The following is a 12,260-nucleotide window of genomic DNA, read 5'->3' on the forward strand; positions in this document are numbered from 1 at the left end:
GAGGCGCCGATGGCGGTGCCGTAGGCCAGGCTCTTGCCGCCCCAGCCGACCAGCAGGCCGCCCAGCGCCGGGCCGATCACCATGCCGGCCTGGAACGCGACGCTGCCGACGCTGGCGCCGCGCGCATAGGCCTCGCGCGGCAGGACGCGGGCGAACAGCGCGTTGTACACCGGCGACAGAAACGCACGCGCGGCGCCGGTCAGCGCGATCGCCGCGTAGATCGGCCACACGCCCTGCGCCGCCAGCCAGCCGCGGCTCACCGCCAGCAGGACCGCGGCGGTGGCGACCAGCCCGACGCTGGCGAGCATGCCCAGGTAGCGGCGCGGCAGATGATCGACCAGGTAGCCGGCGAACGGGGCGATGCAGAAGAACGGCAGGATCTCGGCCAGCCCGATCAGGCCCAGCGAGAATGGATCGCGGGTGATCTCGTAGATATGCCAGCCGACGGTGACCGCGACGACCTGATAGGACAGCATCGCCAGGATGCGGTAGGCCAGCACCAGGGCGAAGCCGGGGTGCGCCAGCAGCGTGCGCAGGGTCTGCGGTGGGGTGGGCAGCGGCGCGCTCATGCCTGCTGGGCGCGCGCGGTGTCCTGGATGAAGGCCAGCAGCGCGGCCAGGCCGTTGCTGCGGGTCGGCGACAGGTGTTTGCCCAGGCCGATGGCGGCGACGAAGTCCGGCGCGGTGGCGAGGATATCCGCGGCGCTGCGTCCGGAATAGACCCGCAGCGCCAGATAGATCAGCCCGGAGACGATCGCCGAGTCGCTGATCGCATGGAACACCAGGCGCTCGGCATTGCCCTCGGGCACGATCCACACCATCGACTGGCAGCCGTGCAGACGGTGCTCCTCGGTCTTCCAGTGCTCGGGGAAGGCAGGTAGCTTGCGGCCCAGGTCGATCAGGTACTGATAGCGCTCGGACCAGTCGCCGAAGAAGCCGAACTCCTCGGCGATGGCGGCCTGGGCATCGGCGGGCGTGGATTCGAGCGGAAAGTCGGTATCGGTCATCAGCAATCCAGAATCAAGCGATGTAAAGCCCCTCTCCCTCCGGGAGAGGGGTTGGGGTGAGGGTCCGACCGCTAGTGATCCCTCTAGAGAGGGGTTGGGGTGAGGGTACGGCGTGAGGAGGTGCTACTGGGTGCACCACCACCTGTCATCCCAATCCAGCGATCAAGCCCTACACTACGCGCATGAACGCACTGCCCTACGATTCCGAGCGCCTGCGCACGCTGGCGCACCTGCTGATCGACAACATCCGCGAGCTCTCGCAGGCCGGCTGGACGCCCGCCACCAGCAGCAACTTCTCGCACCGCCTGGACGATCGCCACGCCGCGATCACCGTCTCCGGTCGCGACAAGGGCCGGCTGGTCGAGGACGACATCATGGTGGTGGACTTCGACGGCCAGGCCGTCGGCCGGCCGCTGCGCCCGTCCGCCGAGACCCTGCTGCACACCCAGCTGTACCGGCGCTTCCCCGAGGTCGGCTGCATTCTGCACACGCACTCGCCGGTGCAGACCATCGCCTCGCGCCTGTACGCCCCGCAGGGCCATATCCGCCTGGAAGGCTACGAGCTGCTGAAGGCGCTGCACGGCAACCAGACCCACGAGACCGCGGTGGACCTGCCGGTGTTCGCCAACACCCAGGACATGACCGTGCTGGCCGCGCAGGTCGACGCCCTGCTCGATCGCACGCCGCTGTGGGGCTACCTGATCGACGGCCACGGCCTGTACGCCTGGGGCCGCGACATGGCCGAAGCGCGCCGCCACCTCGAAGCCTTCGAGTTCCTACTGCACTGCGAGCTGGAGCTGCGCAAACTGCGCGCCGCCGGCTGATCCGCCGCGGCGCGACAGCGTTCCAGCGCCGCAACGGCCGCCGGCCGCGCACCTGCTACCCTTTTCGTCCCCACTGACGCTTTCGCCCGCCGCCATGAGCCGACTCCGCATCTTCGCCGACACCACTCCCGACGCGCCGCTGTTCGACAGCCGCGATGGCGACGCGATCGCCGCCGAACTGCGCAAGATCGGCGTCACCTTCGAGCGCTGGCAGGCCAACCAGCCGATCGAGCCCGGCGCCTCGCCGGACGCGGTCATGGCCGCCTACAAGGCCGACATCGACCGCCTGGTCGCCGCCAACGGCTTCAAGACCGTGGACGTGGTCAGCATCGCCCCGGACAACCCGCAGCGCGAGGAGATGCGCAAGAAGTTCCTCGACGAGCACTTCCACAAGGAAGACGAGGTGCGCTTCTTCGTCGCCGGCTCCGGCCTGTTCACCCTGCACGTGGACGGCAAGGTCTACGAGATCGAGTGCGTGCAGGACGACCTGATCGCCGTGCCCGACGGCACCCACCACTGGTTCGACATGGGGCCGGAGCCGCGCTTCGTCGCGATCCGCTTCTTCACCGAGCCGGACGGCTGGGTCGGCCACTTCACCGGCACTGACATCGCTCAGCGCTTCCCGCGCTACGAGGCGAAGCTGCGCGGCGAGGCGCACTGAGCGATGACCGATCCGCGCGTCGTACTCACCGACATCGAAGGCACCACCAGCAGCATCTCCTTCGTCAAGGACGTGCTGTTCCCCTATGCGCGCCGCGCCCTGCCCGGCTTCGTGCGCGAGCACGGCCAGCAGCCGCAGGTGCGGCAATGGCTGGATGCCGTCGCCAGCGAATGCGGCGGCATCTGCACCGATGCGGTGATCGTGGAGACCCTGCAGGGCTGGATCGACGAGGACCGCAAGCACACCGCGCTGAAGGCGCTGCAGGGCATGATCTGGGAAGCCGGCTACCGCGATGCCGACTTCACCGCGCACATCTATCCCGATGCCGCGCCGGCGCTGCGCCGCTGGCATGCCGACGGCCGCGCGCTGTACGTGTACTCGTCCGGCTCGGTGCCGGCACAGAAGCTGTTCTTCGGCCACAGCGACGCCGGCGACCTGCGCGGCCTGTTCTCCGGCTGGTTCGATACCGAGATCGGCGGCAAGCGCGAGCAGCCCAGCTACGCGCGCATCGCCGAGGCGATCGGGGTGGCGCCGGCGCAGATCGTGTTCCTGTCCGACGTGGTCGCCGAACTGGATGCGGCCCGCGCCGCCGGCCTGGACACGGTGCTGATCGACCGCCGCGACGATTACCCGCAACCGCGCCAGGGCGAGGCCTGCAACGGCCACCGCCGCGCGGAGAGCTTCGCCGACCTGGGCTTCTGAGTCCCCACGCATGCGCAGGCCTGTCGCTGCCTTGATGGCCGCCCTGGCGGCGTTGCGGCGCCCGTTGGCCGTGCTGCGGCGCCGGCTGCTGCCGGCCGCGCTGCTGGCGCTGGCGCTGCCCGCCTGCCATTCCGATGCCGGCGCCATGCCGGCCGGCGCGGCCGACACCGCGCAGGACGAGGCGGCGCAGGATCCGGTCGACCAGGCGCAGCTGCGCCAGGCGCTGGGGTCGCTGCAGGCGCAGCGCCCGGGCATCCCCGACCTGTACGTGGTGGGCTTCGCCGGCGACGCCAGCGAGGACGTGTTCCGCAACGAAGTGCTGTACCTGCGGCAGATGTTCACGCAGCGCTTTGGCGCCGCTGGCCGCATCGCCACCCTGATCAACCACGGCGACAATCTCGGCGCGCACGCCTACGCGCCGCAGGCCTCCTACGACAACCTGGCCGATACGCTGGACCGCATCGGCAAGCTGATGGACAAGCGGGAGGACGCGCTGCTGCTGTTCCTGACCAGCCACGGCACCGAGCAGCACGAGCTGTATCTGCAGTTCGGCCCCGGCGAGGATGCCGAGTACGACACCATCACCCCGCAGGAACTGCGCCGCCTGCTCGACGACGCCGGCATCCGCAACCGCATCATCGTGATTTCGGCCTGCTACTCCGGCGGCTTCGTGCCGGCGCTGAAGACCGCCGACACCCTGGTCATCACCGCCGCCCGTCGCGACCGGCCCTCGTTCGGCTGCGGCAACACCGCCAGCGCCACCTATTTCGGCCGCGCCTGGCTGATCGACGCGCTGGCGCACACCACCGATCTGGTCGACAGCTATCGCCTGGCCAGCGCCGAGATCAGCGCACGCGAACAGGCCGAAGGCGAGGCGCCGTCGTATCCGCAGCTGTACGTGGGCGCGCGCATCGGCAGCTGGCTGCAGCACTGGCGCGCGCAGTTGCCGAACGCCGCCGCACCGCCGTATCCGTATCCGGAGCCCGATGCGGACGACGCGGCGGATGCGGACGATGGCGAGCAGAGCCTCAAGCGTGGCGCAGCGACCGCGCCAGACACGGCGGCGCGCGCGCAGAACCCCGCACCGCCGACGAAGCGCACGCCGGCGCGGTGACGCAACCGCGCAGGACGCGGGGTCGACTGTATGCGACGTCGCGCGCACTCGCGTGTTTGCCGGCCGCTCCTGCCCTCGACCGCGTAAGCCCGACCCCGTGTAGCAGGCCGAAAGGATGAGAGTGATTCGCGTTCGATCGCGACGTGTGAGCGCTCGCTAGAATGCCTCCCGCAGCAAGCCAGCCCGCGTTTCGCCAGCCAACTGCGCCCCCGATCCGACCGCCCGCCAGCCTTCGCTCGCCAGCCAGGATCATTTGGTTTTGTAGGCCTCCTTCGTGGAGGTTTTTTTGTTTCTGGGGTTCGGTGTGGCGCGTGTGGAGCGCGAGCCTCTTGCCGTTGGCGGTGGATGGCGCGACCGTCTTACCGCGCTTGTCGCGGCTGAAGCCGCTCCTACGTGGGCCCGACGCTGCGAGGCGCTGATCGGCGCCCTGTGGGAGGGGCTTCAGCCCCGACGCCTGGGACGCATGGCGACTAAAGCTCTGTCGCGACAGTGACGGTGACCGGGCACGCAGCATCGCTGCGCACGTATCTGCCGGCCGTCACCGACCACCGCATCTGATCAAGGGCTCGCGTCCTGCAATCGATAGCTGCCGCTGGCGTGCTGCTCGCCGCGCCAGCGGTCGAACGCGCGGACCTCGATGCGGTGCGCACCCACGCTCAGATCGGTCGGCAAGGCGCCGCGCCACAGGTGTTGCGACGGAATCGCTTCCGGCGACCGATCGTAGCCGCGCAACGCGTCGGCGGCATCGTCGCGCGCGTTCTCGGCGAGCAGAGCCGGGTCCGGCTGTTCGACCCGCTGCATCGGCTTCCAGGCGCCGTCGTCCACGCGGTATTCGACGCGCGTGTCGTCCTCGCCCATGTACACGTTCGCGTACACGCCCCAGGCCGGATAGGCACCGCGGCGCAATACCTTCGGCGCATGCAGGCCGATCTGGGTGTCGTCGGCGGCACGCGCGGCGTGGTAGGCCAGCGCATAGCCGCCGTCGCGGCGCACGGTCAGCAGTGCATAGCCGTTCGGGGTGCCGTCGGCCATGGTCGCGGCGGGAATGCCCTCGGCATCCTTGACCCCGGACCAGAACGCGCCGCAGGCCGCGCCGACGTTGTATTCGTGCAGCGGCTGCGCACCGTGCCAGCCCTCGTCGGCACCGTGGTAATCGTGGCGTTGGGTGTGGCTGTGGCCGCTGAGCACCAGCACATGCGGGAACGCCTGCAGCAGCGCGAACAGCCGCGCGCGATCGGCATGGCGGAAGGTCTCCTTGCCGGGCGCCGCATCGAACAGCGGGATGTGCAGGCCCAGCACCACCAGCCGCTCCTTGGGCACGCTGGCCAGGTAGGCCTGCAGGAACGCGAACTGGTCCGCGCGCAGGCCGCCGATGTACTTGGGCTGCTGGGTCGGCTGGTAGACCACGTCGTCCAGGAACACGAAGCTGGCGCCGCCCTCTTCCACCGCGTAGGTGTCGGGACCGTAGACCGCACGCCAGCTCGACAGCGAATCGACGTCGTCGGTCGCGTCGAAGTTGAGGTCGTGGTTGCCGGGCACATGGAACCACGGCACGCCGAGCTTGGCGGTTTCCGCATTCAGCGCCGGATACAGCGACAGGTCGTCGCTGACCACGTCGCCCAGGGTGGTGCCGATGCGCGCGTGGGTCTTGCCGCGCAAGGGCGCGACGATGTCGCGGGCGTAGTAGCCGACATCGGTCATCGATGCGGTCTGGGTATCGGCGAACACCAGCACCTCGGTGCTGTCGGCCTTGGGCTGCGCGCGCAACGCGAAGTCCCAGTGGTCGGTGGCGCCGCGGGTGGGCGCGATGCCCCGGTACTTGAGCGTGAGCGAGCCGGCGGGCGCGTAGTGCCGCCAGTAGTCCGGCAGGCCGTTGCCGGCGCTGGCGAAGCTGTAGCCGTCGGGCTTGATCACGAACACCGTGCGGCCGGGTTCCACTTCCAAGCGGTAGCGGCCCTGCGCGTCGGTGCGGACGATGTGCACACCGTCGGACACCTGCACGCCGGCGATGCCGGTATCGCCCGGGCCGCGGCCCGGGGCGTTGTCGCGTTCCTGGTAGACGCTGCCGCTGATCGTCGCGGTCTGCGCCACGGCGGGAGCGGCGGCGGCCAACAGGCAGGCAAGGACGACGGTGCGCAGCATGCGGAACATCCGGAGAAGCCGAGGGCCCCCGATTGTAGCCAACGACATCGACACGGCGATGACCGCGCCGGACAGACTCAGCGGTGCCGCGCTTCCAGCACGGCCACCGCGTCGGCCAGGCCCAGGCCGCGTGCGCGCAGCAGCACGGTCAGGTGGTAGAGCAGATCGGCGGACTCGCCGAGCAGTTCGTCGTCGCCCTGGGCGACGCCGGCCAGCGCGGTTTCCACGCCCTCCTCGCCCACCTTCTGCGCGATGCGCCGCGTGCCTTTCTCGAACAGCTGCGTGGTGTAGCTGCCCGCAGGCCGTTCGCGCTCGCGTTGCGCGACCAGCCGGTCGAGCGCGCCCAGGAACTGGCCCGGCGCCTGCGGGAAGCAGCTGTCGCGGCCGAGGTGGCAGGTCGGCCCGCGCGGATGCGCCAGCACCAGCAGGGTGTCGCGGTCGCAATCGGTGTCGATCGCCACCACGTCCAGCACGTTGCCGGAGCTTTCGCCCTTGGTCCACAGGCGCTGCTTGCTGCGGCTGTAGAAGGTGACCTGGCCGCTGCGGCGCGTCTGCGCCAGCGCCTCCTGGTTCATATAGCCCAGCATCAGCACGCGCAACGTGGCGGCGTCCTGCACCACCACCGGCAGCAGGCCATCGCCCTTGCCCCAGTCCAGCGCCGCGTCGGCGGGGTCCGCGCCGTGGGAATGTTCATGCGCCATCGCGCACCTCGATCTGTCGTTGGCGCAGGAAGCGCTTGAGTTCGGGAATGGCGATCGCGCCGCTATGGAAAACGCTGGCGGCCAGCGCGCCATCGACGTCGGCGCGCTCGAACACGTCGGCGAAGTGCTGCATCTCGCCGGCGCCGCCGGAGGCCACCAGCGGCACCTTGCACAGGGCGCGCACCTCGTGCAGTTGAGAGATGTCGTAGCCGCGGCGCACGCCGTCGCTGTCCATGCAGTTGAGCACGATCTCGCCGGCACCCAGGCGCTGCGCCTCCACCACCCAGTCCAGGGTGCGCATGCGCAGCGCCTGGGTCTTGCTGGGATCGCCGGTGAAGCGGCGCACGCGCCATTGGCCGTCGTCCTCGCGGATCGAATCGATGCCGACCACCACGCACTGCACGCCGAAGGCCTCGGCCAGCTCGGCGATCAGTGCCGGCCGCTCCAGTGCCGGCGAGTTGATCGAGATCTTGTCGGCGCCGGCGTGCAGCACCGCGCGCGCGGTGGCGACGTCGCGGATGCCGCCGGCCACGCAGAACGGGATGTCCAGCAACCGCGCCACCTTCTCGACCCAGGCGTAGTCCACCGAGCGCCCTTCCGGACTGGCGCCGATGTCGTAGAACACCAGTTCGTCGGCGCCCTGGTCGCGGTAGCGCAGGGCCAGCTCGGCGATATCGCCCATGTCCACGTGGTCGCGGAACTTGACGCCCTTGACCACGCGCCCCTCGCGCACGTCCAGGCACGGGATGATGCGCCGGCTCAGCATGCCAGCGCCTCGTCCAGGCGCAGCCGCCCTTCCAGCAAGGCCTTGCCGAGCACCGCCCCGGCGCAGCCGGCCTCGCGCGCGCCGCGCACGTCGGCGGCGTTGCGGATGCCGCCGGAGGCCTGCACCGCCAACGCCGGCGCGAGCTGCCGCAGGTGCGCGTACAGCGCCAGGTTCGGCCCGGACAGCATGCCGTCGCGGGCGATGTCGGTGCACAGCAGGTGGATCAGGCCGGCCGCGGCGTACTCGCCGGCCAGCGCGTCCAGGCTCAGCGACGAGGTCTCGGTCCAGCCGTGCACCGGTAGGCGCCAGACGCCGTGCGCGTCCTGGCGGCTGTCCAGCGCCACGGTGATGCGCTCGGGACCGAATTCGGCCAGCCACTCCAGCACCGACTCGCGGTCGCGTACCGCCAGCGAGCCGATCACCACGCGGCTGGCGCCGGCATCGAGCAGGCGCTGCACGTCGGCGCGCGAGCGCACGCCGCCGCCGGTCTGCACCTGCAGCCCGGTCTCGTTGCGGATCCGCTGCAGCAGCGGTGCCAGGGTATAACCGCCGGCGCGGGCCGCATCCAGATCGACCAGGTGCATCCACTGCGCACCGGCCTCGGCGAAGGCCTGCGCGCGGCGCAACGGATCGTCGCCGTAGTGGGTCTCGCGGGCGTAGTCGCCCTGCGCCAACCGCACCACGCGGCCGTCGCGGATGTCCAGGGCGGGATAGACGACGAAGCTCATGGGAAATCGGTCTCGAGGAAGTTGCGCAGGATGCGCGCGCCGGTGTCCGCCGAGCGCTCGGGATGGAATTGCGCGCCGCAGCGGCGACCATGCTGCACCACCGCGGTGAACAGGCCGCCATGATCGCAGGCGGCAACAGTGTCGCCTGTGACCGGTGCGGCATAGCCGTGCACGAAATAGGCGCTGGCACCGTCCCGCACGCCCGCCAGCAACGACGACGGCCGCAGCGGCAACAGCCGGTTCCAGCCCATGTGCGGCACGCGGATGCCCAGCGCCGGCGGCATGCGCCGGACCACGCCGGTCAGCAGGCCCAGGCAATCGACATCGCCCTCCTCGGAATGCTCGAACAGCAACTGCATGCCCAGGCAGATGCCGATCAGCGGCACCTGTAGCGCGCGCAGCGGCTCGAGCAGGCCCTGCTCGCGCAGCCGCGCCATCGCATGCGGTGCCGCTCCCACGCCCGGCAGGATCACCCGCTCCGCGCCCTGCAGACCGGCCGCGTCGCGCACCAGCCGCGGCTCCACGCCGAGCCGCTGCAGCGCATAGCGCACCGAACCGAGGTTGGCGCCGCCGGCGTCGATCAAGGCCACCGTGCTCATCGCAGCCTCCGCGTGTCCACGACGCGCCGGTTCACAGCACGCCCTTGGTCGAGGGCAGCGCTGCACCCTCGCGCTTCAGCGCCTGGCGCAAGGCGCGGGCCAGCGCCTTGAAGCAGGCCTCGACCTTGTGGTGGTCGTTGTCGCCGCGCACGCTCAGGTGCAGGTTCAGCCCGGCCGCATCGCACAGCGAGCGGAAGAAGTGCGGGACCAGTTCGGTCGGCATGTCGCCGACCCGCTCGCGCTTGAACTCGCCTTCGAACACGAAGTACGGGCGCCCGCTGAAGTCCAGCGCGGCGCTGGCCAGGGTCTCGTCCATCGGCAGGGTGAAGCCGTAGCGGCCGATGCCGCGCTTGTCGCCCAGCGCCTGGCGCAATGCCTGCCCAAGGGCCAGGCCGGTGTCCTCGATGGTGTGGTGTTCGTCGATGTGCAGGTCGCCCTCGGCGCGCACGTCCAGGGCGAAACCGCCGTGCTTGCCGATCTGCTCGAGCATGTGGTCGAAGAACGGCAGACCGGTGGCGCAGTGCGGGTCGCGCGCCAGGTCCAGGTCCAGGTCCACCGCGATGCGGGTTTCCTTGGTGTCGCGCTGCACCCGCGCACGCCGCGGCGCATCGGCCAGTTCGTGGGCGATGCCGGCCCAGTCCCACTCGCCGCCGAACTGGGCGGTACGCAACTGGAAGCCGCGGATGCGCAGGTTCTCGGCGAACTGGATGTCGGTGATGCGGTCGCCGACCATCGCCGAGCGCGCCCAGTCGATGCTGCGGTCCTGCAGGTACGGCAGCATCAGGCCGATGCCGGGCTTGCGCGTGGGCGCATTGTCGGCCGGCCAGCTGCGGTCGACCAGCACCTCGCGGAACACGATGCCCTGGCTGGCGAAGATCTGCAGCATCAGGTCGTTGGGGCCGTCGAAGGCGGCCTGCGGGTAGGCCTCGCTGCCGAGGCCGTCCTGGTTGGTGACGATAACGAACTGGTAGCCGGCGTCGCGCAGCTTGAGCATCGCCGGGATCACGCCCTGCACGAAGCGCAGCTTCTCGTAGGCGTCGATCTGGAAATCGGCCGGCTCCTCGATCAGGGTGCCGTCGCGGTCCACGAACAGGATCGGGGTCATGCCGCGGCCCTCCATGCCTGCAAGGCGCCGAGCACGCGCTGGTTCTGCGCCGGCGTGCCCAGGGTGATGCGCAGCGCATCGCCCAGGCCCGGCGCGGCGCGCTGGTCGCGCACCACCACCCCGGCCGCCAGCAGCGCCTGGAACGCGCCCTCGGCGTCATCGAAGCGCAGCAGCAGGAAATTGCCCTGCGACGGATACACCTGGCGCACGCCGGGCAGTGCCGCCAGCGCCGTCTGCATGCGCGTGCGCTCGGTCCGCACCTCCTGCACCCGCGCCGCGGTCTGCCGCAGCGGTTCGGGCTGCAGCGCGGCCAGCGCCAGTTGCGTGCATGGCGCCGGAATCGGATACGGCGCCTGGCAGCGGCGCAGCACCGCGATCAGCGCCGGATCGGCGATCACGCAGCCGATCCGCGCCGCCGCCAGCGCGTGCGCCTTGGACAGCGTGCGCAGCACCGCCAGGTTGGCATGGCGCGCAAGCAAGCTGGTGGCCGAGGCTTCGTCGGAAAACTCGCCATAGGCTTCGTCCACCACCAGCACCGCACGTCCTTGCAGACGCTCGGCGGCGCGATCGATGTCGGCCAGGGCGATCGCCGCACCGCCGGGGTTGCCCGGCGAACACAGGAATACCAGCTTGGCCATCTGGCTCAATGCGGCGTCCACCACCGCGTCCACGTCGGTCAGCAGGCCCTCGTCGGTATCGCGCAGCGGCACCTCGACCACGCGCGCGTTCTGCAGCCGCGCGCACACCGCGTACATGCCGAACACCGGCGGGGTGATGACGATGGCGTCGCGACCCGGCTCGCACAGGGCGCGCAGCAGCAGGTCGATGGCCTCGTCGCTGCCACGGCCGAGCAGCAGTTGGTCCGGGGCGCAGGCGTACAGCTGCGCCAGTGCGGCGCGCAGCGCCGACGGCTGGGGGTCGGGATAGCGGCGATTGCCGGCGTCGCCATCGGCGGCGTTGGCCCAGGCCGACTCGTTGGCATTGAGCCAGATCTCGCCCTGCAGCGCACTGCTGCGCGCGGACGAATAGCCGGCGAATTCGCGCAGGTCCGGGCGGACCAGCGCCAGCACGGCGCGTGCGTCTGGAGTCTGGCTCATGCCGCCTTCTCCATGCGCAGCGCCACCGCATTGGCGTGCGCGTCCAGGCCCTCGGCGCGCGCCATCAACACCGCGCAACCGCCGATCGCGGCGATGCCGGCGGCGCTGGCACTCTGCACGCTGACGAAGTTCTGGAAGCTGGCCACGCTCACGCCGCTGTAGGCGCGCGCCGCGCCGCTGGTCGGCAGCACGTGGTTGGTGCCGCTGCAGTAATCGCCCAGCGCCTCAGGAGTGTAGTCGCCGAGGAACACCGAGCCGGCGGCCTCGACCCGGTCCAGCCAGTCGCGCGGCGCGCGCAGCGCCAGGATCAGGTGTTCCGGGGCGTAGCGGTTGCTGATGGCGAACGCATCCTCCAGCGTGTCGACGCGGATCAGCCGCGACGCGGCCAGCGCCTGCCGGGCGATCGCCGCGCGCGGCAGCGTCGCCAGCTGCCGCTCCAGTTCGTTCTCCACCGCCTCGATCAGCGCGGCGCTGTCGGACAGCAGCAGCACCTGCGAATCGGGACCGTGCTCGGCCTGCGACAGCAGGTCGGCGGCGACGAAGGCCGCATCGGCGCCGGCGTCGGCGATCACCAGCACCTCGGACGGCCCGGCCGGCATGTCGATCGCCGCCGCGCCGGCCTGCGCGACCTGTTGCTTGGCCTCGGTGACGTAGCTGTTGCCCGGGCCGAACAGCTTGTCGCAGGACGGCACGCTTTCGGTGCCGTAGCCCATCGCCGCGATCGCCTGGGCGCCGCCGAGCTTGAACACCCGGTCGACGCCGCACAGCGTCGCCGCGACCAGCACCGCCGGGTCGGCCGAGCCGTCGGCGCGCGG

At 70.7% G+C, this 12,260-nt stretch carries 14 protein-coding genes; 4 read left to right on the forward strand and 10 right to left on the reverse strand.

What is annotated here, in order from left to right; all coding sequences use genetic code 11:
* Together D588_RS0123170 and D588_RS0123175 are read right to left on the reverse strand one after the other, a co-directional pair.
* Window positions 1–569, reverse strand: a 569-nt coding sequence (locus D588_RS0123170) for an MFS transporter (RefSeq protein WP_017917689.1), incomplete at its 3' end; no start/stop codon positions are given.
* Complete coding sequence (locus D588_RS0123175) at window positions 566–1,006, reverse strand: SufE family protein (RefSeq protein WP_026144030.1); 441 nt, start codon at window positions 1,004–1,006, stop codon at window positions 566–568. The genes D588_RS0123175 and D588_RS0123170, both read right to left, overlap by 4 nt.
* Window positions 1,007–1,188: 182 nt before the next feature.
* On the opposite strand from D588_RS0123175, the gene D588_RS0123180 reads away from it, so the two are divergent.
* From D588_RS0123180 to D588_RS0123195, 4 genes are all read left to right on the forward strand, one after another.
* Window positions 1,189–1,830 (forward strand): methylthioribulose 1-phosphate dehydratase, encoded by a 642-nt coding sequence (locus D588_RS0123180; RefSeq protein WP_017912143.1) that lies wholly within the window; start codon window positions 1,189–1,191, stop codon window positions 1,828–1,830.
* A gap of 94 nt (window positions 1,831–1,924) precedes the next feature.
* On the forward strand, window positions 1,925–2,491 hold the full coding sequence (locus D588_RS0123185; RefSeq protein WP_017907269.1) for an acireductone dioxygenase: 567 nt from the start codon (window positions 1,925–1,927) through the stop codon (window positions 2,489–2,491).
* A 3-nt stretch (window positions 2,492–2,494) separates the two neighbouring features.
* Window positions 2,495–3,193, forward strand: coding sequence for an acireductone synthase (gene mtnC / locus D588_RS0123190; RefSeq protein ID WP_017912145.1), 699 nt, complete (start codon window positions 2,495–2,497; stop codon window positions 3,191–3,193).
* A 34-nt stretch (window positions 3,194–3,227) separates the two neighbouring features.
* Window positions 3,228–4,307 carry a C13 family peptidase gene (locus D588_RS0123195; protein ID WP_017917691.1) on the forward strand — a complete coding sequence of 360 codons (1,080 nt, stop codon included), beginning with the start codon at window positions 3,228–3,230 and terminating at the stop codon, window positions 4,305–4,307.
* Between the two features lie 558 nt (window positions 4,308–4,865).
* Here D588_RS0123195 and D588_RS0123200 read toward each other — a convergent pair.
* From D588_RS0123200 to hisD, 8 genes are all read right to left on the reverse strand, one after another.
* Window positions 4,866–6,458 carry a calcineurin-like phosphoesterase family protein gene (locus D588_RS0123200; protein WP_017917692.1) on the reverse strand — a complete coding sequence of 531 codons (1,593 nt, stop codon included), beginning with the start codon at window positions 6,456–6,458 and terminating at the stop codon, window positions 4,866–4,868.
* Window positions 6,459–6,526: 68 nt separating this feature from the next.
* Window positions 6,527–7,150 (reverse strand): bifunctional phosphoribosyl-AMP cyclohydrolase/phosphoribosyl-ATP diphosphatase HisIE, encoded by a 624-nt coding sequence (hisIE, locus tag D588_RS0123205; RefSeq protein ID WP_017917693.1) that lies wholly within the window; start codon window positions 7,148–7,150, stop codon window positions 6,527–6,529.
* A complete protein-coding gene (gene hisF / locus D588_RS0123210) occupies window positions 7,140–7,916 on the reverse strand; it encodes an imidazole glycerol phosphate synthase subunit HisF (protein ID WP_017917694.1) in 777 nt (258 codons plus the stop codon). Before hisF ends, hisIE begins: the two co-directional genes overlap by 11 nt.
* A complete protein-coding gene (gene hisA / locus D588_RS0123215) occupies window positions 7,910–8,644 on the reverse strand; it encodes a 1-(5-phosphoribosyl)-5-[(5-phosphoribosylamino)methylideneamino]imidazole-4-carboxamide isomerase (RefSeq protein ID WP_017913326.1) in 735 nt (244 codons plus the stop codon). The genes hisF and hisA overlap by 7 nt, the downstream gene beginning before the upstream one ends.
* Window positions 8,641–9,243: an imidazole glycerol phosphate synthase subunit HisH gene (gene hisH, locus D588_RS0123220; RefSeq protein ID WP_017917695.1), complete on the reverse strand. Its 603-nt coding sequence runs from the start codon at window positions 9,241–9,243 to the stop codon at window positions 8,641–8,643. Before hisH ends, hisA begins: the two co-directional genes overlap by 4 nt.
* Before the next feature lie 31 nt (window positions 9,244–9,274).
* Window positions 9,275–10,348, reverse strand: coding sequence for a bifunctional histidinol-phosphatase/imidazoleglycerol-phosphate dehydratase HisB (hisB, locus tag D588_RS0123225; protein WP_026144033.1), 1,074 nt, complete (start codon window positions 10,346–10,348; stop codon window positions 9,275–9,277).
* Window positions 10,345–11,445: a histidinol-phosphate transaminase gene (hisC, locus tag D588_RS0123230; protein WP_017913323.1), complete on the reverse strand. Its 1,101-nt coding sequence runs from the start codon at window positions 11,443–11,445 to the stop codon at window positions 10,345–10,347. The genes hisB and hisC overlap by 4 nt, the downstream gene beginning before the upstream one ends.
* The coding region (gene hisD, locus D588_RS0123235) for a histidinol dehydrogenase (RefSeq protein WP_017917697.1) at window positions 11,442–12,260 on the reverse strand (819 nt) is incomplete at its 5' end. The genes hisD and hisC, both read right to left, overlap by 4 nt.

This window comes from Xanthomonas sp. SHU 308 (genome assembly GCF_000364645.1).
In the GTDB taxonomy this organism is placed as follows: domain Bacteria; phylum Pseudomonadota; class Gammaproteobacteria; order Xanthomonadales; family Xanthomonadaceae; genus Xanthomonas_A; species Xanthomonas_A sontii.